Origin of the sequence: Plantibacter sp. MCCC 1A11337, from assembly GCF_013349365.1 — a bacterium.
Lineage (GTDB): Bacteria > Actinomycetota > Actinomycetes > Actinomycetales > Microbacteriaceae > Plantibacter > Plantibacter flavus_A.
The window spans coordinates 54146-76764 of sequence record NZ_JABJWX010000005.1; the positions used below are offsets into that span (position 1 = coordinate 54146).

Sequence of the window (22619 nt, forward strand, 5' to 3'; positions counted from 1 at the left end):
TGAGCAGACGGCGACGGGAGCGTATGCGACGGCGTCGGGTGCCGATGGGGTGACGGAGAACAAGTAGGGACGGGACCTTGCGGCACAGTCGGAACCGTGGCCGCTAGCCACCGTCCTTGCGCGCCGGACAGCTGAAATTTCATTCTCGCGTGTCGCAGTCCGCTGGGGTATCGCCGCAGAATCAAGCTGGGCGCATGACTTCCGAATCGACACGCATGGACCGCGGAACGAGTCACATTCAACGCCGCAACGCTCTCCTCAGCCTCGGAACAGCCATACTCGGCATCGTAACCGCGGCCATCACGCTTATCCTGACCATCCCAACCATCGTGGACCGTGACGGTCGAATCGCATCACTCTCCGAGCAACTCACTGCCGCCGAGGCGACAGCGGAAGCACGCCAGGAGATGATCTCCGACCTGCGATCGGAGAACAGTGACCTCCGGCAGCTCGTACCGTTCGAAGTAGACCCGGAGGACGCACATGACATCCGAGCGGCAGCTTCAGTCACGCTTGCGAAGAAGGGTGACCGTCTCGACCTGAATTCGACCCTGCCGAACTTCAGTCGCGGAGACAACTCCACGTACTCAGACACCATCTACTACGACGGCACGAACGTCCGACTCGGGTACGGCGTTTCCTCACTGGTGCTCAAGGATGGATCAGCCTCCTACGAAGCCTGTGCGGCGGCGACCGGCTGGGCCGAGACGACCAGCCTCGAGCCGCATCTGCTCGCCGAACCCACCACGTGTCTGCGACTGCAAACGGGTCGCTACGCGGCAGTGAAGGTCACGCAGTTCGACGAGACGACAGCCGATGTCGCGATCACCGTGTGGGAGTAGCCATCAGCGAGTGGTTCGACGCACCACTGCACAGAGTCAGAATCCGTACATCACGGAGCTGATGAAGAGCGCGACCAGCTGTGGCGCGAAATCGACCGTCAGGCGCGCCAGCACGGCATGGATGGCGATGTCGATGACACCTGCGCCGATCAGCAGGAGGATCTCGCGCTTTCTGAGCCGCAAACGACGGACAGGGGTACTGACGTGAGGCGTCAAAAGCTTCGTGGCGGCGTGGGGCATGGTTCTCCAATCGGTCATGACGATCGGGCCAGTGTGCCGCGACGAGAGCGTTCTTCCAAACCTTCTCTCACCTAGTCAAAATGACCCTGTCGGCTCAGTGAATCGCTCTGGCCGCGACGAACGCCGAGCGATGTCAAACGACGGCCCGGGAGGGTGCGGCGGAGAGCACCATCAGTACCGCAGCGGCCGGGCGATGGGCCCGGACCGAGCGCATCTCGAGTCCCGGTCAGCCCTTCGACAGGCTCAGGGACCGAAGGGTCAAGGACCGGCAGAGGGTGTGAGCGGGCCGCCCTTGGACAAGCTCAGGGACCGGTACCGGCTTCCGGAGACGCTCGCCGGCCTCGTCTCGGAGCTCGGCGAGCACGCCACCGCCGGCACCGCCCTCGACTCGGCCGAGCGCGGCGACATCGTGATCGTGACCATCCCGCTGTACGCGATCGACACCGTCCCCGTCGAGCCACTCGCGAGTAGGGGCGTCATCGACGCGAACAACCACTTCCCCGAACGCGACGGCCACATCGCCGAGCTCGACGAGGAGACCACCACCACGGCCGAGATGCTGCAGGCGCACCTCCCAGAGCAGGAATCGGTCGCGGATGATGGGAAGGTGTTCGTCGGTAGCCCGTAACCGCTCTCGCAACAATGGCGAGCATAATCGTCATAAAATGCTATACTGGCGACAATAGTCGTCTGTATCGGAGTATCTCATGCCCCAGGACCATCCCCCCGCGGTACTGCGCGCCGCTCGCGAGGTCGGGCTGGACTTCACGGGCTGGCGGAAGATCCTCGGGCTCACTGCCGCGCAGGTTGCAGACCGCGCCGACATCACTCGAGACACACTCCGCAAGCTTGAACACGGAGACCCGAGCGTCAGCTTTCATATCGTGCTGCGCGTCGCACGAGCCCTCGGCGTGCTCGACACCCTGACGCGCGCGCTCGACCCCCTCGATACCGATCTCGGCCGCGCTCGCGCGAGCCAGCTCGAGCGAAAGCGCGTTCGATGACGCTCTACGACTCCGTAGAAGTGCATGTCGACATCTCAGGCACGACCCTCCTGGCAGGACGTGCCCAGTTCCATCGAAGCCGCGGCACGCTCACCTCGACCACATTCCAGTACGACACGACCTACCTCGAGAACCCGACCGCATACGAGCTCGACCCCGCACTGCGGATAGTGTCAGGAACACAACAAACGCGCGGGTTGCCGGGAGCGTTCGCGGACGCAGCACCCGACCGCTGGGGCCGCAATCTCATCAAGAAGCGCGAACGGGCGCGTGCACGCGTGGAGAATCGCAGACCACGCGAGTTCGACGATGCCGACTTCCTCACAGAGGTGAGCGACCAGACTCGGCAGGGCGCTCTGCGGTTCCGGGCGACCACTGGAGACCGCCCTGAGTTCCTCAGCGCCGGACACGAGGTGCCGCGTCTCATCCGCCTGCCTGAGCTGCTTCGTGCCGCCGATGCGGCCGCGAACACGACCGAGGCCGACGATTTCGAAGCCGTGAAAGCACTGCTCGCGGCAGGAACCGGATCACTCGGCGGAGCTCGACCGAAGTCAGCGGTGCTCGACGACACCGGCCGGCAGATGATCGCGAAATTCCCCCACCAGCATGACGAATGGGACGTCATGGCGTGGGAGGCGACCGCTCTGGACCTCGCAGAGGCAGCCGGAGTGCGTGTTCCACGACGCCGTCTCATCCGCGTGGAGGGCCGCCATGTGCTCCTTCTCGACCGATTCGACCGCGATCCCTCGCGCATCGGCTACATGAGCGCGATGACGGTGCTGGAATTGCATGACGGAGACCAATCCGACTACACGGACATCGCGGATCGCCTCGCGGAGGTCAGCGCGCAGGCCTCCGCAGACGCGCGCGAGCTGTTCCGCCGCGTCGCAGTCAGCGTCGGACTGAACAACACGGACGATCACCTGCGCAATCACGGCTTCCTGCACGGCCGTGGCGGATGGTCACTCAGCCCCGCATTCGACGTGAACCCGAACCCGAATGCAGAGATGCGGCAGACGGCGATAGCCGGCGCGGACCTCCCCGCCGACCAAGCCGAGGGGCTCAAGGAACTCGCCCGGTTGTGCCGACTCTCTCAGGACGAAGCGCGCACCATACTCAGCGAGGTGGCTGAGGCGATCGCGGATTGGCGCGACGTGGCGCGGCGGAACGACATCACCACGGCCGAGTTCGGTCGATTCGAGGACTCGTTCTCGACCGGCCTGCAGTCGCTTCGGTCTGTGTGATGTGACTCAGCTTCCCACCTTCGTGACCACGACCTCCACGGGCGTCGGGTTCTGGAACAGGTCGAGGACGGGGCAGTGCGCGTCGACCGCTGCACGGAGCTCCTGGTAACGGTCGTCGGTCTCGGGGCCGGTGAGACGGATGTCGAGCCGGATCGTCGAGAAGCCGGGACGGACCTCGTCGGTGATGCCGAAGAGGTTGCGCACGTCGAGGTCGCCCTCGGCGTCGATGCTGATGTCGTCGAGCTGGATGCCGAGCGCGTTCGCGTACAGGCGGTACACCACGATCTGGCAGGAGATGAGCGCACCGAGCGCGAACTCCACCGGGCTGGCAGCGACATCGTCTCCGGCGAGCGCCGCGGGCTCATCCACGATGAAGCGGTGTTTGCCTGCGGCGATCGCGCTCGCGACGGAGCCCTCGCCGGAACCGGACACCCGGTAGGTGAGCGCGGCACTCGACGGCGCGGACGCGATGCGCTCGGACCATGAGGCGCCGGCGGCGTTGAGTCGGTCCGCTCGCTCGGCGGCCGAGGCAGCCGGGACGGCGGGGGCTGTGGGGGCGTTGTCGGTGAGGAGAGTCATGCGGACAGCTCAGCCCATCGGCGGCGACCACGCCAGCGGTACGCGTCATAAGTCGTCATCGGGCGGCTCGGGGAGGTCTTGCAGCACGGGTCTCAGTGCCAGCTCTGACGACAGCCCGCGGACGCCGCTCTAGGCTGAGGCAACTGACCTCGGGGGACGTCATGCACAACCGCATCACGCGCGATCGCAGCGCGCACATTCACAGCTGCAGACGCAACCACAGCTGCAGACGTATCGCCGCGGCGCTCGGCGTCGTCGCGCTCGCGATGACCCTCGCCGCCTGCACCGATCCGGCGACGAGCTACTCGGACCTCGGCGGCACGCAGGTGTCGGAGGACGAGCTGCGGGCGGACACGATCGCCTTCGCCGCCGACCAGGACTTCGACATCGACCCGTCGTCGTCGCGTCTCGTCGCCGTGCACGAGGACACGGACGTGTTCCTCGCCCGCGCGACCCAGAACGGCGAGGACCTGATCTGCGTGCTCCTCACCGGCCCGAACGGCGGCGCGTTCAGCTGCTCGGCGCGCAATTTCAGCGTGAGCGACAGCGTCAACGAGTACCGTCCGCTGTCGGACGACGTCGCGGACACCGAGCTCGACCCCGCCGACGGCTGGATCCGTCTCAGCGAGAACGTGTTCACCCGCCCGTTCGACAACGGCCCCGAGGACACGCAGTAGTCAATCCGTCGGACGCACGAGAACTGTCCGCGGTCTGATGCGGTCTGCCGCCGTCAGCGCGGGGTGTCGCGCAAGAAGACCTCGAGGGAGCGCGGCGGCGTGCCCGCGATCGCCTCGACATCGCGACTGACGGCGGCCATGTCGCCACTCGCGATCGCGGTGTAGGTGCTCACCCAGGCGTCCACCTGCCAGCCAGGCGCGCCATAGCCGGCCCGCGACGCATAGGCCTCGTCGAGGGTCTCGTCCACGAAGGAGACCTGCGTACCACGGACGGCCGTGATGATCGCCGCGACCTCGGTGAGGCTGAGCGCCTCCGGTCCCGTGAGTTCGTAGGTGTGACCGGCATGCTCGGCCGGTGCGGCGAGGATGGTCGCGGCGGTCCTGGCGACGTCGGCTCGCGCCACGACCGCGACACGCCCGTCGCCGGCAGGACCACGGATCGCGCCGTCCTCCCCCACGAGCGCCTCCATGAAGTCGATGTAGAAGCTGTCGCGCAGGAACGTCCACCGCATACCGGAGGCTCTGAGGTGCTCCTCCGTCGCGAAGTGGTCGCGCGCGAGCGTGAACACCGCGTCGGGAGCCGCAGCGACGAACGAGGTGTAGACGACGTGCTCCACGCCGGCCTCGGCTGCAGCGTCGATGAAGGTGCGGTGCTGGTCGAGGCGATCCGCGCTCTCCGCCGCGGACACCATGAACAGCGTCTCAACACCCTCGAGGGCGGCACGGGCCGCATCGCGGTCGCCGTACTCGACCGGATGCACCGTCGACCCTGCGAGCTGCGGCGCCTTGGTCGGCGTGCGGACGAGCAGTCGCTGCGGAATTCCGCGTGCGGCCAGGTCGGCAGCGACGAGGCCGCCGACGACACCGGTCGCTCCCGTGACGGCGAGGGTGGAGGAAGCGGTCATGTCGGCGTCCTTTCGAAGGTCGGCGCTCCGGAGACGACGCCGCTCTCGCAGGCTACCGCCCCGTCGGCTGGCCCGGTGACCCGACTGGGCGGAGTCCAGACGCCTCGACCACTGCGTCCGCGGGCGGGTCGCCGATCGTGGGCCCCGTCGACGCTCTGGCGCGATCCATGATGGTGGGGGTCGTCACCCTGGGCCACCGGAGGGATGTGTGCAGCACCTGAACCTTGGCGACTCGTGATCAGCAGTCGACGGCCGCGCTCACATCGAGAGGCGGCGCACGAGCTCCTCGACGGTCGAGAACTCGATCGACTCGACACCCTCTTCGTCGTCCTCGTCGGGCTCGACCTCGACGGCCTCGAACGCGAGATCGGCGTCGAGCTGCACGAGCACCGAGCTGTCGGGGAACTGCTTCGGCGCGTCGAACGAGAGCAGCACGGCGTCAATGAAGACGATCACCGAGCGCAGGACGAGGTCGTCACGCAGGTCGGCGGTCTCGATGACCTCGTCCGACTCGACGGCCTCCTCGATCTCCGACGCCACCCGGTCGAGCAACACTTTCCACTCAGCCGTGGGCGTCGAGAGGACCCGCTGCGCCAAGTCGGCGAGCGCCGCCGGCTCCGGCTCGCCCTCCTGCTCCTCGGGCTCGGGGTCGACGTTGAGCATGACCTCGGCGTCGATCGCGTCGAAGCGGGCGAGCCCGTAGACGAAGGTGTCCTCGATCTCCGGCGAGACGACGAGGCCCCGACGCGTGAGTTCTTCGGCCAGGGCAGTCAGCGATGCAGTCATGCGCGCCAGGCTACCGCGACCGGGTGAACGGAGGTGGAACACGCCAAAGGACAAGGCCGATGTCGGCCATCCTTCAGTCGTGGCGACCCGCGTAGGCGCGCGGACCGGCACGAGGCCGGCACCGACCTGCCCTCGGACGCCGCCCGAACGGTCTTGACTTACCCGAATCTGTCGAGGATCTGTTGAAATCGGATCACCTTCGGGCAACTCGACCTAGATGGGACGCGCAGCCCCAAACCCCCGTCTCAAATCTCATCCTCATCACGAGCCGCTTGGTGGCGTTCGACCGCCTCCGCGAGCCTTGATTCCATCTCCTCGTAGACAATCCGGTCACCTGCACTCATCCGTTGCCCACCTGCTCCGCGGTAGAACTCCGCCGCTTCGAACCGGTGGGCATTCTCGGATTTTTGCTCTGCTCGCTCCGACATGGCGAAGATCATATCGACCTGATCTCGCTCAATCGAAGGCCCTCGGGGCTCGCCTCACGCCGTGGGCCCTTGCACACGGCACACCTGTCAGCGGCACAGGCCATGATCGCCGTATGCCCTTCGCAGACGAGCTCCTCGGCACCGCCGTCGCCCGCACCCTCACCCGCTCGCTCCAGGAGGCCGCGCCGGGCAACCCGTTCGCCGCCACGGCTCAGGCAGCCGAGCACCTCGACGGCCTCGCCCTCCGCGAGAGGGCCGACCTCCTGCGCGACGCCCTGCTCGAGGACGTCCCGGGCGACTACGCGATGCTCGCCGGCGTCATCCGCACCGCTCAGTCGACGGACCCCGCGTTCACCGGCTGGCTGATCTGGCCGGTGACGAGCGCCGTCGCGGCCCGCGCGGTCGACGAGGGCACCCCCGATGCCTTCGACGACGCCATGCGACTCCTCGCCGAACTCACCCAGCGCCTCAGCGCCGAGTTCGCGATCCGCACCCTGCTCCGCCACGACCTCGACCGCGCGCTCGCCATCGTCTTCGACTGGACCACCTCCGACAACGAGCACATCCGCCGCCTCGCCAGCGAAGGCACCCGCCCCTACCTGCCGTGGGCGGTGCGCGTGCGGGAGATCGTCTCAAACCCGGGCATCACCGTCCCGATCCTCGACGCCCTCTACCGCGACCCGAGCGAGTACGTGCGCCGCTCCGTCGCCAACCACCTCAACGACCTCAGCCGCGACGACCCCGACTTCGTCGTCGCCACCGCGAACCGCTGGCTGGCCGACCCCGACGCCAACACTCCTGCGCTCGTCCGCCACGCGCTCCGCACCCTCGTGAAGCGCGGCAACCCTGGTGCGCTCGCGGCCCTCGGCTTCGGCGCAGCGACGACGGAGGTAGAGGGCTTCGCGGTCGATATCGCCCACATCCCGTTCGGCGGAACGGTCCGATTCGTCGCGACCGTCCGCAACACCGGCACCGACACGGCCCGCTTGGCGATCGACTATGTCGTGCACCACCAGAAGGCGAACGGCTCGCAGACGACGAAGACGTTCAAGCTGACGACGACCGAGCTGGCGCCCGGTGAGCACATCCTCCTCACCCGGGAGCACTCGTTCCGCGCGATCACCACCCGCCGCTACCACCCGGGTGCGCACGGGATCGCGCTGCAGGTGAACGGGGTCGCGACCGAACCGCTCGCGTTCGAGCTGCTGCCGCCGGTGGAGTGAGGCGGGCGCCCCCACTGCTGAGCTCCGATCCTTGAGCTTGTTGAAGGGCGCCACCATCCCGGTCCCTGAGCCTGTCGAAGGGCGCCACCGTCCCGGTCCCTGAGCCTGTCGAAGGGCGCACTTCGACAAGCTCAGTGACCGACGCGGGTGCTCGGTGACCGGGACGGTGCTCGGCCGCACCGGACGGCGCTCGGCCGTACCGGACAGCGCTCGGCCGGAAGGGGGACGGTGCGCGGTCGAACGGGGATGGCGCTCGGCCGAACGCGGACGGTGCCCGACCGAGCGACGGTGTTCGGACGACCGCGGCGAACGTCCGAACCTGAACGACGGCTCCGGATCCGTGCCAGGCAGGAATGCCCGACCCCACACCAACCGTTCCCCTGAACATGACAACCATCGGAATCATCGGTTCAGGAAACATCGGCTCTCAGCTCGCACACCTCACGGTGGCGCAGGGTCACGACGTCATCGTGTCCAACTCGCGCGGACCGGAGACGCTCACCGACCTCGTCTCGGAGCTCGGCGAGCACGCCACCGCCGGCACCGCCCTCGACGCGGCCGAGCGTGGCGACATCGTCATCGTCACCATCCCGCTGCACGCGATCGACACCGTCCCCGTCGCACCGCTCGCGGGCAAGGTCGTCATCGACACGAACAACTACTACCCCGAGCGCGACGGACACATCGCCGAGCTCGACGCCGAGACCACCACCACGGCCGAGATGCTGCAGGCGCACCTCCCCGAGTCGAAGGTCGTGAAGGCGTTCAACCACATCTACGCCGCGGACCTCACCACCAAGGGCAAGCCGTCCGGCACCCCGAACCGCCGGGCCCTCGTCATCGCCGGTGACGACGCCGACGCGAAGGCCACCGTCGCCGCACTCATCGACTCCTTCGGGTTCGAGCCCCTCGACATCGGCGCGCTCTCCGAGGGATGGCGCATCCAGCGCGACACCCCCGGCTACGGCCCGGACGTCGACGCCGACAAGCTGCGCGAACTCGTCGCCGAGGCCAAGCGCTACCGCGACATGTAAGTCACGCCGCATCGCGAATCGCCTCGAGCGGTCGCCCAGGATCTCTGGAAGCGACCATTCGGGGCGATTGGTCGTTCACGACCAATCCTGCGGCAGCAGCGCGTCGCCGACCGCCCACCCGGCGCCGAAGAGCACGGCCGTCCAGCCGGAGAGCGAGAGCGCGTCGCGCGCGCCATCACTGAGCTTGTCGGCGTCACTACTCGCGTGGACGATCTGCAGCAGGGCGCCGACGAACAACAGCATCGGCGCGATCGCGGGCAGGACCTTCCAGCCGTACAGCACCGAGAGACTGCCGATCACCAGAATGACCAACGTCGGCAGACTCGTGAGCACGAGTATCCGGAAGGCCCGACCCTGCCAGCTCGGCCGACGGACGTAATTCATGCTCCCGATGAGCACGACGACCACAGCGAGGGCGAGTAGGACGAACCAGACGAGTTCTTGAAGAGCCACCGTTGGAGGCTAGCGGGATCAGTCCCGCTCGGCCCGCCATTCGAGAAGCAGCGGCGCTTCCTCGAACCCGGCGCGGCGGTAGACCGGCGCACCCCCGTCGTTCGAGCTGACGGAGACACGGGCGATATCGCGAGCGCGGGCGGCGTCGAGGAGTCCGTCGACGAGACGGCCGGCGATGCCGCGACCACGGAACTCCGAGCGGACGAACACGCTCTGCACGTCGCCCGTCAGCCGACGGAGTGCGCCGATGTTGGGTGCGCGGGAGAACACGACGAGCCACGCCATGCCGACGAGCCGATCGTCGACCTCGGCGACCAGGCACACCCGTGAGTCGGGGTCGACCGCGATCCACGAGACGAGGTCATGTGCGAACAGCGCCCGTTCCCAGTCCGCGAGCGGGGCGGCGGGCGGCGACATCATGAGCTTCAGCTCCGCCAACCCGGCGGCATCGGCCGGCGTTGCGACGCGGATCACGACCTCGGGTTCCATGGGTCGAGTGTGCCACGGGCCGCTGTCATGGAAGGGAGGCGGCCCCTCCGCGGCGCCCTTCGACAGCCTGATCCTGAGCCTGTCGAACTGCAGGGAACGGAAGGGTGTCTCGAGCGGAGGGACCGCCGAGGCACCAGTGACCCGGAACCGAGTGACGGTCACTGAGCTTGTCGAAGTGCACACGAGGGACGCCCGCCCGGGCGAAAGCCTCCGAGCGGGAGGGGCGGACTCGTGGGCCCTTCGACAGGCGGATCCTGAGCCTGTCGAAGGGCAGGGAGCGGGATGGTTGTGACCGCCGCTAGCCGAGTGGCTCGAGACCGAGGTCCGCACGTCGAGCATGTCGAGGTGCTCGGGCGCCCTTCGACAAGCTCAGGGACCGGAAGGGGTGGCTCAGAGAGCGGAAGGGGCAGCTCAGGGACCGAGCGCCGCGAAGCGGTTCAGCGCCGCACGAAGCACGGCGCTCTCCTCGGTGCCACCGTGGCCCTCGGTCTCGACGATCGTCAGCTCGCTCGCCGGCCACAGCTGATGGAGCAGCCAGACGGTCACGGCCGGTCCGCTGATGTCCCGGCGGCCGTGGACCAACGCGCCGGGGATGTGCGCGATGCGGTCCATCCGCGACAGTACCGCCCGGTCGCCGGTGAGGAAGCCGTCGTGACTCCAGTAGTGGGTGACGAGCGTCGCGAACGCCTCGCGCACGGTCGCGTCGTCGAACAGCTGGCCGACGCGTTCCGGGTGGTCGAGTGACACGTGCGCACTCTCCCAGCGGTCCCAGGCGGTCGCGGCGTCGGTGCGCTCGGCCGCGTCGCCCTCGCGGAGACGACGCGCGTAGGCCTCGACGATCCGCTCGCCGTCCCGCCGACCGCTGTCAGCTTCGAACCGTGCCCACTCCTCGGGGAAGACGCGGCCGACGCCCTCGGTGATCCAGTCGACCTCGTCACGACTCGTGGTCGTCACCGCGACGAGCGCCAGCGCGATCACCCGGTCGGGATGCTCCTGCGCGTAGGCGAGGGCGAGCGTCGTCCCCCACGAGACCCCGGACACGACCCAGCGCTCGACACCCGAGGCGACGCGCACCGCCTCGATGTCGGCGATCAGACGCTGGGTCGTGTGCTCGTCGAGCTGGTCGCGAGTTTCCACAATGTTCGGCAGGCTGCGTCCGCTCCCGCGCTGATCGATGCCGATGAGACGGTACCGCGACAGATTGAAGTGCGAGCGGTACCAGCCGGAGCCGAGCGAACCGCCGGGGCCACCGTGCAGCCAGAGCGCGGGGACGCCGTCCGGGATGCCGGATTCCTCGACGAAGATCGACGCACCGTAGTCGACGTCGACGAAACCGGTGGTGTGCGGGTCGGCTTGCTCCTCGGTCATCCGTGCCACGCTACACAGCTCGGGCCAGGAGTGCAGGCCCTTCGACAAGCTCAGGGACCGGGGGAACGGTGCGCGCCCTTCGACAGGCTCAGGGACCGGGGTGGTGCGTCGGGCGGAGACGGCCGCGGGACTGCGTTGGCCCTTCGACAGGCTCAGGGACCGGGGTGGCGCGTCGGGCGGATACGGCCGCGGGACTGCATGGGCCCTTCGACAAGCTCAGGGACCGGGGTGGCGCGTCGGGCGGATACGGCCGCGGGACTGCATGGGCCCTTCGACAAGCTCAGGGACCGGGACATCCGTCAGAGGACCGGGACGGACCGGAGAGCTAGGAGACGAGGCGCTCGCGCAGGCGTTCGCCGGACGGGGCGGCGGCACGCCGGGCCGGGCTGATCGTGGTCCAGACCTCGTCGAGGGAGAGACCGAGCACCTCCGCGATGGCGGCGATGGTGGAGAACGCCGGCGTCGCGACCCGACCGGACTCGATCTTGCGCAACGTCTCCGGCGAGAGGCCGGCATCGAGCGCGATGTCGAGCATGGACCGCTCACCGCGGGCCTCACGCAGGAGTGCACCGAGGCGCTGACCGCGTTCGACGTCGGTGGGGGTGAGCGGGAGGCGGACCATGCGCCCAGTGTAGTACGGGATAGTTTGACCGGTATAGTTATTGGTCGAGCGCCGTTCGCGGCACGAACACCACCGCACCACGAACGCAGCATGCAGACGGAAGGGCCCCGCATGATCGAGATCTTCACCCCCACTGAGGTCGCGAAGGCACGTCGCACCGGCGAGCTCGTCGCGAACATCCTCCACACTCTCAAGCACCGGGTGACGGTCGGCACCAACCTCCTCGAGATCGACCGCTGGGCCAAAGCGATGATCCTCGACGCCGGCGCCGTCTCCTGCTACGTCGACTACGCACCCTCCTTCGGTCGCGGCCCCTTCGGCCACTACATCTGCACCGCCGTGAACGACGCCGTCCTGCACGGTCTCCCCCGCGACTACGCGCTGGCCGACGGCGACCTCCTCACCCTCGACCTCGCCGTCCTGCTCGACGGCATAGCCGCCGACTCGGCCATCAGCTTCGTCGTCGGCACGGCGACCCCCGAGGACCTCGCGCTCATCGAGACCACCCAGGAAGCCCTCGCCGCCGGCATCGCCGCCGCCAAGCCGGGTGCGAAGATCGGCGACATCTCCTTCGCGATCGGCACCGTGCTGCGTGGCGCCGGCTATCCGGTCAACATGGACTTCGGCGGGCACGGCATCGGCACGACCATGCACCAGGACCCGCACGTCTCGAACGACGGTCGTGCCGGCCGCGGCTACAAGCTGCGCCCGGGCCTGCTCCTCGCGATCGAGCCGTGGGTCATGGCCGACACCGACAAGCTCGTCACCGACGCCGACGGCTGGACCCTCCGCAGCGTGACCGGCAGCCGCACCGCCCACAGCGAGCACACCATCGCGATCACCGAGGACGGCGCCGAGATCATGACGTTGCCGACCGTCTCGTTCTGAGCATCTGAAGGCCCGTCGAGCCCGCTCGACCGACGTGACAGACCGTGTCTAGGCTGGTGACATGACCGACGATCGCGGCACGGTCCTCCGGCGCCGGTACCTGAGCCTCGGACTCGGTGAGTTGTTCGCTGCCGTCGTGTTCATCTGGGTCGCGTCCGTGTCGGTGCTGCCGTTGCTCGAACGGCCGACCGATGCGCTCGCGTTCTGGTCGGCCCTCGTACCGCTGCTGGTGATCCTCGTGCAGGCCGGCGTCTACTGGCTGCTCGCCCGGCGATGGGTCAGGCAGGGCACGATGCCTCGCGGACTCGCCGCCATCTATCGCGGCTTTCGCGTGCTCGACGCGGCACTGCTGCTCTCCGGACTCATCGGCATCATCGTCTGGTTCCCCGCCCACCCCTTCGCGGCCATCGGGATCCCGCTCGTCTGGCTGCTGGGCGTCATCGAGTACGTGAACTACTTCGTCGTCCGGCTCGCCTACCCACCGTCCGCGTGGTTCCAGCGGGTCGGCGAGTGGCGCACGCCTCGACTCATGCAGGACGTCCGGGCGGCTCAGCGGAGCTGACGCTCAGCGAGCGGCACTGAGCCCGTCGATCCACTGCGCGAACGTCTGCACACCGCGCTGCGCGTCCGGTCCGGCGAGGGTGGTGCCGTCGCGCATCGCCTTGCCGAAGCCGCCGGGCAGCGGGATCTCCACCACCGGACCACGGACGCCCGTCGCCGCAGTGTAGGCCTTCACCATCGCGGCCATCCGCAACTCCTCGGGCCCGGCGAGGTCGGCGGGGCGCCCCTGCGGCTCCCCCTCCGCCAGCTCGACCAGACGCTCGGCGACCTCGCGCGCGGCGACGGGCTGCGAGGTCATCGTCGGAACCATCGTGACGGGGCCGAAGCGGAACCGCTCGACCATCTGCTGCGCGAACTCGTGGAACTGCGTCGCCCGGAGGATCGTCCACGGGATACGCCCGGTGCTGACGAGCTCCTCCTGCAGCGCTTTGCCCGCGTAGTAGCCGAACGGCGCCCGGTCGCTTCCGACGATCGAGAGTGCGACGTGGTGGGGCACGCCGGCGGCACCCTCTGCCTCGAGCAGGTTGCGGGTGACCGCGCCGAAGAACTGGCGCGACCGCTGGGTGGACTGGGTGGCCGTCGACGTGACGTCGACGACGACATCCGAGGCCTCCAGCTGCTGCGCGAGCCCGGCTCCGGTGGCGAGGTCGACACCGGCGGCACGCGACAGTGCGACCACCCGGTGCCCGCGCTCCTCGGCCACCGCGACGACGTGTCGCCCCACCATCCCGCTGCCTCCTGCGACGACGATCTTCATGCGACATTCCCCTTTGCTCGGCCGCTGTCACTCTATCGGCGGAACGAAGCAGCCGTTCTCGACGGTGATCCGCAGCGCGTCGGCATCGGATCGCAGCTCTCGTTCGAAGATGATGGCGTCGTCGCGGAGCTGCGTCGACAGCTCGAGCCCGCCGTGCGACGGCACGATGAGCATCGACCGGAACTCGTCCGAGTCGGCCGCGAGTTCGAGCGGCGGCGCGTACCCGTTGATGAGGTCGACGAGCACGTCGCGACTCGTTCCGACCGGCAGTTCGACCTCGACGGCCATGCGCGCCAGCCTCGTAGCGCGGCCGGACGGCGCCAGACTCCTGCAGGGCGCCTCCGAAGCCTGGGGCGAGAACGCGAACGGCTGTCCGCCCGACGCCGTATCGACCATCCGCCCGAGGAGGTCTGCTGCCACGGCGAACACCTCGTCTCGGGTGGGAAGCTCGTCGTCACGCTGAGGAGTGCTCGGGTCGATCGTCGGCGCCTCTGCCACCGGCGAAGCATGATCACCCCGTGACTCACCGACCTGTGCCGTGCAGGCGACGACCAGTAGCGCGAAGACGCTCAGCTGAGCGACCACCGCGACGACGATCGCCACGATCGAACGCCGTCCGAGCGAGCTGGAACGGCCTCCTGGCGGCGCTTCCCCGAGAGAATCGGTGCCCGTGTCATCCGGGATCGTGTCCACACCTGCTCCTGTCCTGGCCTTGCCGCGACGATGGCCGTCGCGATACTGCAGCGACGGTATCGATCGGGAGCCACTCGACGGCTCGACAGTTGGTGGGCATGACACGGCGACCGCGGATCGTGTGCCTGTGGAGCGGTGTCACCGTTGTGCGCCGCCGACGATGCTGCATCGACGAGTTGCAGGCACGTTCACCACGGTGTATAACAAATCTGCACTCCGAGATACAGATCTCAACCCGACCGATCAGGCGTTCCCGGAGCGCACCTCCCGACCGAACCCGACCAGGAACCACCCGACCCCGATGACGACCCTGCAGCACCCCGCCACCACCGGCTCCATCCGCACGTCACGCCCGCAGCTCGCGGCACTCCCCCGCACCCTGCGCCGCAGCATCCCGGCCGAGCAACGCCAGCTGCTCCGCACCCTCGCCGCCACCATCGGCGGTTTCATCCTCGCGACCGGCCTGGTCGGCGCGTTCATCACCGGCTGGTTCGTCCTGCTCGGACTCCCCGCCGCGGCGATCTTCCTCAGCGCGACCGCGCCCTGAGCGATCCCGCCCTGAGCGATCCCGCCCTGAGTGATCGCGCCCTGAGCGACCAGAGGAGTCGGCGCGGGGATCCCCCTAGAAGTGCGTCCGCAGGAAGGGCGCCTGCTCCGTGGCGAAGGCGAGGTCGAGCGCTCGCACCGCCTCGGACGACCCGGTGATGAGCCCCGCTTCGGCGAGCGCCGACACGCGCGGGCCGCCGAGGAGGACAGCTGACAGCTCGTTGACGGTGAGGCGCACAGCGTCGGTGTCGTCGGCCGACTCCGGCACATCGCCGAGGCGTTCCGCGACCGCGGCACCGTGCTCGTCGATGCGGAGCGCGAACCGACCACCGGCGAGGCCGAGGGCGTCCTCGACGTCGAGCAGGTGCTCGCGAGGTTCGGATGCCCCGGGGACGGTGAACCGGCGCGCGCCAAGCACGGTCGGCACGTCGACGATGCGGAGCCAGAGCGAGTCGGCTCGCGCGGTGGTCTTGACGGCGCGGCGGTCGACGAGTCGCCACTGGATCGCTTCGACCGTCGGAGCCTGGTGGAAGGTGACCTTCGTGGTGAGGCTGATCCCGGTGAGGTGCCGCCAGAGCGCGTAGCGGGCTTCCGGGGTGGTGGCGACGAGGTCGTCGACGACGATCGTGCCCCACTCCTCGCCGACGCGGTAGAGCGCGTAGCCCTGCGGTTCGCCGTCGGCGTCGTCGTAGCGGAGGGCGAGCGTGTCACCCTCACCGTGGCTGAAGTGCCGGATGGTCACCTCACGGAGGGCCTGCTTCCACCAGGCGACACCGCGGTCGATGTCACCGGTGCCGCGGGAGCGCTCGAACAGCCCGGGCGCGAGGGTCGCGAGCGAGCGCGGGTCGAGCGTGTGGACGCGGCCGGCGGGCGGCGCACCCCGCCAAGCGACGCGCTTGGGGTCGACCTCGTGCGTGAACTCCCAGGTCGCCGGGGCGAAGCCGTAGCGACCGTAGATGGTCGCCTCACTCGCGGTGAGGGCGACGACTGCGGCGCCGGTGGCCTGGGCGTGGTGGAGTCGGTTCTCCATCAGCGATCGCGCGATGCCTCGACGCTCATGGGACGTCGAGACGGTCACCTCGGTGATGGCCAGGGCACGGACCGAGCCGCCGGGGATCGACAGGGCGGTCGGGAAGGAACCGAGCGTGCCGACGGGGACGAGCGGTTCGGCAGCAGTGTCGTCGTAGACCCCGAGGATGGAGCTGCCGACGAGGAGCTGACGCCGCTCGGCACGCACCGCCACGTCGGTGTCGGGCTTGGAGAGGAAGCCGCGGGACGCTGCACCCCACCAGAGGTCGAGGGCGGCGTGGTCCGTGTGGTCGAGCTCGACGGTGCGCAGGTTCATGCGACAAGCCTATTGGGGTGCACGGAACGCAGGAGATCGGCGCGAGACCAGGACGGACGGGCACGAAGCGTCCTGCTGTCGGGCGGATGTCCTGCTGCCGCGCCGGGAGTCGCGCGGGTCAGGCGACGTAGACCTTGCGGAGGGTCTCGCGGACGGTCCAGGTGGTGCGAGCGCCGGCGGCGAGCCGGCCGATGGAACCGGCACGGAGCTCCAGCGACGGGGTGCCGTCGGCGAAGTCGACCGTCGCCTCACCCGAGAGGACCACGAACACCTCGTCGATCTCGGTGTCCTGCACGACGCCGACACCCAACTCCCAGACGCCGACCTCGGTGTCACCGACGGCCGCGAGCGACACGATCCCGCTCCGCGGCGACCCCGAGACGACGTCCTCGGGCGCGAGCGGGTTGTCGGCGAGCGCCATGTCAGCGCCCTGGAGCACCGCGTTGGGGGCGAGCAGGTGATCGGTCATGAGGTACCTCTCTGAGCAGGTCGGAGACGAGCGGGGTCGGCGCAGGCAGACGGCCTACCCGACGCCCCAGCCGTAGGCGAGCTTGTGGGCTTCGAGCACGAAGAACGTCTCGGTCGACCGCACCCCGGGCGTCGGCTGCAGGGTGTCGAGGAGGAACGTCTTGTAGTGGTCCATGTCGCGACACACGGCCTCGACCATCACGTCGAAGCCGCCGCTCGTGAGCACCACGTAGCTCGTCTCCGCGTGCTTCGACAGCTCCTGGCACACCCCGCGCGCCATCCCCGGCTCGCAGCGGATGCCGATGAGCGCCAGGTGGTCGAAGCCGATCGACAGCGGGTTCGCGATGCCGACGATCTGCAGGATCCCGGTGTCCTCGAGTCGCTGGATCCGATAGCGGACGGACGACGCCGGCAGCCCGGTCTCGGTGGCGATCTCAGAGAACGCCTTCCGTCCGTCCTGCTGCAGGATCGCGATCAGCCGACGGTCGATGTCGTCAAGGTCGTTCATGTGGCTCCTCCGGCAGCGGGCGGATGGTCATCTGGCAAGCGTAGCGAGGGAAGCCGTGCGGCTCGGGTGCGGTGTCCGCCCCACCCGAACCGTGAGCCCCGGCCGACCGACCGGCCCGAACGCGGGCGGTCGACCGAGGCGACGCCGATCGAGCAGACCGAGGGAGGTCGCCGATCGGCGGATCGGTCCGACTAGCGGACGTGGATCGCGCCGGTGCGGAGGTCGGTCATGTCGTGCAGCGTGTACATGCCGCCGATCCGACCCCATCCGGTGCCCTTGCCACCCGCGCCACCGAACGGCATGTTGATGTCCCACCAGCCGTTGGAGTCGTTGACGATGACCTGGCCGGTCTCCAGCTCCTCCATGAACCGGTAGGCCTTCGACAGGCTCTCGGTGAACACCGCGGACTGCAGGCCGAGCGCGTCGGCGTTGGCGATGCGGAGGATGTCGTCGTCGTCCTTGGCCGTGAGGATGGGGAGGACCGGACCGAACGACTCCTCGCGCGACAGCAGGCTGTCCTCGGAGACGCCGTCGACGATCGTGAAGTCGTAGTAGAGGTCCGTCGGGTGACCCGCGGCACGACCGCCGCCGAGCAGGATGTCGAAGCCGAGCGAGCGGGCCTCGTCGAGGTGGCGGTCCATCTTCGCGGCGACGCCCTCGTTGTTGAGCGGGCCGAGGTTGATCCCCTCGTCGAACGGATTGCCGAGTCGTACGGTCGCCTTCGCATAGGCGAGGGCAGCCTCGACGAAGGTGTCGTGGACGTTGTGGTGGACGATGAGCCGCTCGGTCGCGCAGCAGACCTGGCCGCCGCTGTAGAACGCGGAGTCGACGGCGGCTTTCGCGGCGCGTTCGATGTTCGCGTCCTCGAGGACGACGATCGGGCCGTTGCCGGAGCACTCCATCAGGGAGCGCTTGAGGCCCGCGGTGCGGACGATCTTCGCCCCGGTGGCGGACGAGCCGATGAAGCCGATGGCGTCGATGCCGTCGTGGGACACGAGCTCGGAACCGAACGCGCCGTCGCCGGGGAGGACACTGACGAGCCCGGCCGGGACGCCCGCCTCGACGAGGCAGTCCATCGCCGCGAGGACCGCGAGGGGCGTGTTGCTCGGCGGCTTGACGATGCAGGCGTTGCCGGTCGCGAGGCCCGGGGCGACGAACTCGCTGAACATCAGGAGCGGGAAGTTCCAGGGCGTGATGATGCCCCAGACGCCGACCGGCGCGCGCCAGGTGAACATGCGCTTGTCGATGTCGCTCGACGGCAGCGTCTCGCCGTAGAGACGGAGGGCGTCCTCGGCGTGGAGGTGGAAGAGCTGTGCGGCCTCGGCGATGTCGGCGATCGACTCGGCGAGCGGCTTGCCCTGCTCCAGCGTCTGCAGGCGGGCGAGCTCCTCGACGCGGGCGTTGATCGCGTCGCCGACCCGGTGACAGATCTCCGCGCGCTTGAACACGCCGAGCTTCCGCCACTCCCGCTGCGCCTCGTGCGCACGTCGCACCGCCTCGTCGAGTTCGGCGGTGCCGGCCACGGGGATCGACGCGATGACGTCACCGGTGACGGGGCTGATCACCTCCGAGCGCTCCGAGCTGGATCCGTCGGTGAACTCGCCGGCGATGAAGAGCTGGGTGCGAGTGGGTGTCGGCAACGTGGTCATTCCGGACCTCCTGGTGTCGTGGCTGGGCCGACGACGCCGAACAGCGTCGTGCGGATGTCGTCGGGAGAATGTGGGATCAGCCTAGGACCTTGCGATTCCTCGAACAAGCAGTATTGTTTCGTCAAAGTTACGATTACAACAACGAGACCGACACGATCTTGTCGTCACAACAATTCTTCGGCACATTGAGTGCACCAGCAGCGAGACAGCGACGTCCCGTCCCCCACGAATCGAGAAGAGCCCATGTCGACCGAACACGTCACCAGCACCGACGAGACCACGCACCTGCCGAAACGGATGCGCTGGTTCGACGGCTTCGCCATGGCGATGACCATGCCAGCCGCGCTCATCGCCACCCTCGGCGCCTCCATCACCGGCCTCGGCGGCTGGGGGGCCGCCGTCCTGTGGGCGATCTCCATGATCCTCGCGATGGGCGTCAACTGGATCTACACCGAGCTCGCCACCATGTTCCCGAACTCCTCCGGCGGCATCGCGCACTACGCGGCCGAAGCGTGGAAGTCGCGCGCACCCTGGGTCGCACCGATCACGGGCGTCGGTTACTGGCTCCCCTGGGGCACCAACCTCGCCACCTACGGCGCGGTCACCGGTGCACTCATCCAGGCGCAGTGGTTCCCGAACGAAGACTGGGTGATCCAGCTCGGCCCGATCTCCATCACCTTCCCGATCCTCATCGGGCTCGGCGTCATCGGCGTGATGTACCTCATCAACGTCATCGGCGTCCGCGTCACGATGGCGTTCGTCTACATCACCGCGGGCATCCTGCTCATCCCGCTGTTCGTGTTCATCGTCTTCCCGCTGTTCAGCGCCGACTGGGCACCGCTCGACCTCACCTGGAAGCTCGAGGGTATCGAGGGCCTGCACACCGCGATCGTCTGGCTGTACATCATGGCGTGGACCACCTTCGGCATCGAGGTCTGCGCGACCTTCGCCCCGGAGTACCGCGACTCGGTGAAGGACACGACCAAGGCGATCAAGGCCTCCGTCCTCTTCTGCCTGGGTGTCTTCTTCGTCATCCCGCTGACCCTCGGCGGCTACGCGGGTGAAGCGGCGATCGCCGACAACCCGGCGACCTTCTTCGTCGCGAGCTTCGCCTCGCTCGTCGGCGGCGCTGCGGACGTCATGGTGCTCTGCCTCATCGCCTCGCTGCTGCTCATCATGACCACCTCGGTGGCCGACGCCTCACGCGTGCTGTTCAACATGGGCAAGGAGCGCGTCACCGTCCCGTCACTCGGCGTGCTCAACCGCCGCGGTGTGCCGTTCCGCTCGCTCAACGTGATGCTCGTCATGAACGTCGTGATCCTCGTCGTGCTGCAGAACCCGCTCGCGATCATCGTGACCGGCAACCTCGGCTACATCCTCACGCATTTCTTCGCCGTCTCCGGCTTCTTCCTGCTGCGCAAGGACCGCCCCGACGCCGTCCGCCCGATCCGCCTGCCGCGCTTCTTCGTGCCGCTGTCGGTCGTGCTCTCGGTGCTCCTCGCGATCATCCTCGTCGTCGGCGCCACCGGGTTCTCCACCACGGGCTACGGCGGGTTCCTCGAGCTCGGTATCGCACTCGGGCTGCTCGCACTGGGCGTCGTGATCTGGCTGTTCGTGCAGCGGAGCACCAAGCGCGATTCGGGGCTCGGGACCGGCGGGGCGCCCACGGGAACCCCACGTGCCGACGCCGAACGCACCGACGCCGCCCGCACCGACTGACCGCGCACCACGCGACCGCACCGAACCACGCACCACAGGGGACCCATCATGAGAACCACCTACGAACTGGCCGAAGAGCTCGCCGACACCGCACGCCTGCGGGAACAGCTGGCCTCGGCCGAACCGGAGCCGTACTGGCTCGACGACCCGGCACGGCCCGCTCCGCTCCCCCGCCTCGAGGCGGACGTCGAGACGGACCTGGCGATCGTCGGTGGTGGGTACTCGGGCCTGTGGACGGCGCTGCTCGCGAAGGAGCGCGACCCGGACCGCCGGGTCGTGCTCCTCGAGGGCCGCCGCATCGCGTGGGCGGCGTCCGGTCGCAACGGCGGGTTCTGCGAGCCGAGCCTCACCCACGGTTCGTCAAACGGCAAGAGTCGCCTGCCGCACGAGTTCGACCGCCTGGAGGAGCTGGGGCGCGAGAACCTGCGCGAGATCGGCGAGACCATCACCCGGTACGGCATGGACTGCGACTGGGAGGAGACGGGGCTGCTGCAGGCGGCGACGGCTCCGCACCACGTCGACTGGTTGCGCGAGAGCGCCGAGGAGCACGGTGCCCGGTTCCTCGACCGCGAGGCGATGCAGGCGGAGGTCCACTCGCCGATCTTCCAGGCCGGCCTGTTCGAGCCGACCGGTGCGGCGCTCGTCAACCCGGCGAAGCTGGCGTGGGAGCTGCGACGCGTCTGCCTCGACCTCGGTGTCGAGATCCACGAGTACACGCACGTCCGCTCGATCCGGTCCGACGCGACGTCGGTCACCCTCACGACGACGCACGGCTCGGTCGTCGCGAAGCACGTCGCCCTCGGCACCAACGTCTTCAAGGCCCTCATCCCGAGCGCCCGGAAGTACACGGTGCCGGTCTACGACTACGCGCTCATGACGAACCCGCTCTCCGCCGAGCAGCTCGAGAGCCTGGGTTGGAGGGGCCGGCAGGGCATCTCCGACCTCGACAACCGCTTCCACTACTCGCGGCTCACGACCGACGCGAACGGGTCGACCCGTATCCTCTACGGCGGCTACGACGCCGTCTACAACTACGGCGGCCGCGTCGAGCCGCGGTTCGACCAGCGCGAGGAGTCCTTCCTCAAGCTCGCCGCCCACTTCGCCCACACCTACCCGCAGCTCGCCGACCTCGGCTTCTCCCACAAGTGGGGCGGGGCGATCGACACCTGCGGGCGGTTCTTCTCCTTCTTCGAGACCGCGCACGGCGGCAAGGTCGCCCACGCAGCCGGGTTCACCGGGCTCGGCGTCGGAGCCACCCGGTACGGCGCGAACGTCATGCTCGACCTCCTCTCCGGGACGCCGACCGAGCGCACGACCATGGACTTCGTCCAGAAGAAGCCGACGCCGTTCCCGCCCGACCCACTCGCGTTCATCGGTGCGCGCATCTCGCTGTCGGAGATGGCCCGGGCCGACCGCAACGAGGGCAAGCGTGGGCTCTGGCTCCGCACGATGGACGCCGTCGGGCTGGGCTTCGACTCCTGAGCGGGGTTCCGACGCAGGAGCCGCCGTCCAACCCATGACAGGCGGAGCGTGGTTCGATACGGTGCAGGTGGTGGTCCCGCTCACGTCGAACCCGCACAGCTCGCATCGG

Annotated in this window: 27 protein-coding genes and 1 pseudogene; 13 read left to right on the top strand and 15 right to left on the bottom strand. The window is 68.6% G+C overall.

Annotation, left to right across the window (positions count from 1 at the left end; all coding sequences use genetic code 11):
* Positions 1-194: 194 nt before the first annotated feature.
* Positions 195-842: a hypothetical protein gene (locus HOW07_RS16755; RefSeq protein ID WP_175117911.1), complete on the top strand. Its 648-nt coding sequence runs from the start codon at positions 195-197 to the stop codon at positions 840-842.
* Positions 843-878: 36 nt separating this feature from the next.
* On the opposite strand, the gene HOW07_RS16760 is transcribed toward HOW07_RS16755, so the two are convergent.
* Positions 879-1082, bottom strand: a complete 204-nt coding sequence (locus HOW07_RS16760; protein WP_175117912.1) for a hypothetical protein — start codon at positions 1080-1082, stop codon at positions 879-881.
* A 292-nt stretch (positions 1083-1374) separates the two neighbouring features.
* Here HOW07_RS16760 and HOW07_RS16765 point away from each other — a divergent pair, with 292 nt between their 5' ends.
* The 4 genes and pseudogenes from HOW07_RS16765 to HOW07_RS19690 all read left to right on the top strand — a co-directional run bounded on the left by HOW07_RS16765 (position 1375) and on the right by HOW07_RS19690 (position 3330).
* Positions 1375-1710 (top strand): NAD(P)-binding domain-containing protein, encoded by a 336-nt coding sequence (locus HOW07_RS16765; RefSeq protein ID WP_175117913.1) that lies wholly within the window; start codon positions 1375-1377, stop codon positions 1708-1710.
* 79 nt (positions 1711-1789) lie between these two features.
* Entirely contained in the window at positions 1790-2086 is a 297-nt protein-coding gene (locus HOW07_RS16770; RefSeq protein WP_175117914.1) for a helix-turn-helix domain-containing protein, read from the top strand.
* Positions 2083-2409 (top strand): annotated as a pseudogene (locus tag HOW07_RS19900) (HipA N-terminal domain-containing protein); the annotation flags it as partial. The gene HOW07_RS16770 and the pseudogene HOW07_RS19900, both read left to right, overlap by 4 nt.
* A gap of 90 nt (positions 2410-2499) precedes the next feature.
* Positions 2500-3330 carry a type II toxin-antitoxin system HipA family toxin gene (locus HOW07_RS19690; RefSeq protein WP_371743716.1) on the top strand — a complete coding sequence of 277 codons (831 nt, stop codon included), beginning with the start codon at positions 2500-2502 and terminating at the stop codon, positions 3328-3330.
* Between the two features lie 6 nt (positions 3331-3336).
* Here the strand turns inward: HOW07_RS19690 and HOW07_RS16780 are convergent, their stop codons facing one another.
* Entirely contained in the window at positions 3337-3909 is a 573-nt protein-coding gene (locus HOW07_RS16780) for an OsmC family protein (protein WP_175117916.1), read from the bottom strand.
* Positions 3910-4070: 161 nt separating this feature from the next.
* Here HOW07_RS16780 and HOW07_RS16785 point away from each other — a divergent pair, with 161 nt between their 5' ends.
* Complete coding sequence (locus HOW07_RS16785) at positions 4071-4586, top strand: hypothetical protein (protein WP_175117917.1); 516 nt, start codon at positions 4071-4073, stop codon at positions 4584-4586.
* Positions 4587-4639: 53 nt separating this feature from the next.
* On the opposite strand, the gene HOW07_RS16790 is transcribed toward HOW07_RS16785, so the two are convergent.
* From HOW07_RS16790 to HOW07_RS16800, 3 genes are all read right to left on the bottom strand, one after another.
* Positions 4640-5491 carry an SDR family oxidoreductase gene (locus tag HOW07_RS16790; protein ID WP_175117918.1) on the bottom strand — a complete coding sequence of 284 codons (852 nt, stop codon included), beginning with the start codon at positions 5489-5491 and terminating at the stop codon, positions 4640-4642.
* A 258-nt stretch (positions 5492-5749) separates the two neighbouring features.
* Positions 5750-6277 (bottom strand): cytochrome C5, encoded by a 528-nt coding sequence (locus HOW07_RS16795; RefSeq protein WP_175117919.1) that lies wholly within the window; start codon positions 6275-6277, stop codon positions 5750-5752.
* A 245-nt stretch (positions 6278-6522) separates the two neighbouring features.
* Positions 6523-6705, bottom strand: coding sequence for a hypothetical protein (locus HOW07_RS16800; protein ID WP_147427152.1), 183 nt, complete (start codon positions 6703-6705; stop codon positions 6523-6525).
* Positions 6706-6818: 113 nt separating this feature from the next.
* Between HOW07_RS16800 and HOW07_RS16805 the strand changes: the two genes are divergently transcribed.
* Positions 6819-7928, top strand: coding sequence for a DNA alkylation repair protein (locus tag HOW07_RS16805; protein ID WP_175117920.1), 1110 nt, complete (start codon positions 6819-6821; stop codon positions 7926-7928).
* A 353-nt stretch (positions 7929-8281) separates the two neighbouring features.
* Positions 8282-8962 (top strand): NADPH-dependent F420 reductase, encoded by a 681-nt coding sequence (locus tag HOW07_RS16810; protein ID WP_371743701.1) that lies wholly within the window; start codon positions 8282-8284, stop codon positions 8960-8962.
* 75 nt (positions 8963-9037) lie between these two features.
* Here the strand turns inward: HOW07_RS16810 and HOW07_RS16815 are convergent, their stop codons facing one another.
* The 4 genes from HOW07_RS16815 to HOW07_RS16830 form a co-directional block, all read right to left on the bottom strand.
* Positions 9038-9415 (bottom strand): hypothetical protein, encoded by a 378-nt coding sequence (locus tag HOW07_RS16815; protein ID WP_175117922.1) that lies wholly within the window; start codon positions 9413-9415, stop codon positions 9038-9040.
* A gap of 18 nt (positions 9416-9433) precedes the next feature.
* Entirely contained in the window at positions 9434-9904 is a 471-nt protein-coding gene (locus HOW07_RS16820; RefSeq protein ID WP_175117923.1) for a GNAT family N-acetyltransferase, read from the bottom strand.
* A 411-nt stretch (positions 9905-10315) separates the two neighbouring features.
* On the bottom strand, positions 10316-11272 hold the full coding sequence (locus HOW07_RS16825) for an alpha/beta fold hydrolase (protein ID WP_175117924.1): 957 nt from the start codon (positions 11270-11272) through the stop codon (positions 10316-10318).
* 325 nt (positions 11273-11597) lie between these two features.
* Positions 11598-11894 carry a helix-turn-helix domain-containing protein gene (locus tag HOW07_RS16830; protein WP_175117925.1) on the bottom strand — a complete coding sequence of 99 codons (297 nt, stop codon included), beginning with the start codon at positions 11892-11894 and terminating at the stop codon, positions 11598-11600.
* 111 nt (positions 11895-12005) lie between these two features.
* Between HOW07_RS16830 and map the strand changes: the two genes are divergently transcribed.
* Positions 12006-12782 (top strand): type I methionyl aminopeptidase, encoded by a 777-nt coding sequence (gene map / locus HOW07_RS16835; RefSeq protein ID WP_175118120.1) that lies wholly within the window; start codon positions 12006-12008, stop codon positions 12780-12782.
* A gap of 61 nt (positions 12783-12843) precedes the next feature.
* Positions 12844-13344, top strand: a complete 501-nt coding sequence (locus HOW07_RS16840; protein WP_175117926.1) for a hypothetical protein — start codon at positions 12844-12846, stop codon at positions 13342-13344.
* A gap of 3 nt (positions 13345-13347) precedes the next feature.
* On the opposite strand, the gene HOW07_RS16845 is transcribed toward HOW07_RS16840, so the two are convergent.
* Both HOW07_RS16845 and HOW07_RS16850 read right to left on the bottom strand, forming a co-directional pair.
* Positions 13348-14100 carry an SDR family oxidoreductase gene (locus HOW07_RS16845; protein WP_175117927.1) on the bottom strand — a complete coding sequence of 251 codons (753 nt, stop codon included), beginning with the start codon at positions 14098-14100 and terminating at the stop codon, positions 13348-13350.
* Positions 14101-14127: 27 nt separating this feature from the next.
* Entirely contained in the window at positions 14128-14703 is a 576-nt protein-coding gene (locus HOW07_RS16850; RefSeq protein ID WP_175117928.1) for a hypothetical protein, read from the bottom strand.
* Positions 14704-15094: 391 nt separating this feature from the next.
* Between HOW07_RS16850 and HOW07_RS16855 the strand changes: the two genes are divergently transcribed.
* Entirely contained in the window at positions 15095-15340 is a 246-nt protein-coding gene (locus tag HOW07_RS16855; RefSeq protein WP_064296806.1) for a hypothetical protein, read from the top strand.
* Positions 15341-15415: 75 nt separating this feature from the next.
* Here HOW07_RS16855 and HOW07_RS16860 read toward each other — a convergent pair whose 3' ends face one another.
* The 4 genes from HOW07_RS16860 to HOW07_RS16875 form a co-directional block, all read right to left on the bottom strand.
* Positions 15416-16684, bottom strand: a complete 1269-nt coding sequence (locus HOW07_RS16860; protein ID WP_175117929.1) for a GNAT family N-acetyltransferase — start codon at positions 16682-16684, stop codon at positions 15416-15418.
* Between the two features lie 118 nt (positions 16685-16802).
* Positions 16803-17153, bottom strand: coding sequence for a cupin domain-containing protein (locus HOW07_RS16865; RefSeq protein WP_121292403.1), 351 nt, complete (start codon positions 17151-17153; stop codon positions 16803-16805).
* Between the two features lie 54 nt (positions 17154-17207).
* Positions 17208-17660: an Lrp/AsnC family transcriptional regulator gene (locus HOW07_RS16870; RefSeq protein WP_056013555.1), complete on the bottom strand. Its 453-nt coding sequence runs from the start codon at positions 17658-17660 to the stop codon at positions 17208-17210.
* Between the two features lie 191 nt (positions 17661-17851).
* Positions 17852-19309 carry an aldehyde dehydrogenase gene (locus HOW07_RS16875; RefSeq protein WP_175117930.1) on the bottom strand — a complete coding sequence of 486 codons (1458 nt, stop codon included), beginning with the start codon at positions 19307-19309 and terminating at the stop codon, positions 17852-17854.
* 243 nt (positions 19310-19552) lie between these two features.
* Between HOW07_RS16875 and HOW07_RS16880 the strand changes: the two genes are divergently transcribed.
* Together HOW07_RS16880 and HOW07_RS16885 are read left to right on the top strand one after the other, a co-directional pair.
* Entirely contained in the window at positions 19553-21028 is a 1476-nt protein-coding gene (locus HOW07_RS16880; RefSeq protein ID WP_175117931.1) for an APC family permease, read from the top strand.
* A gap of 48 nt (positions 21029-21076) precedes the next feature.
* Positions 21077-22510 (top strand): FAD-binding oxidoreductase, encoded by a 1434-nt coding sequence (locus HOW07_RS16885; RefSeq protein WP_175117932.1) that lies wholly within the window; start codon positions 21077-21079, stop codon positions 22508-22510.
* Positions 22511-22619 lie beyond the last annotated feature (109 nt).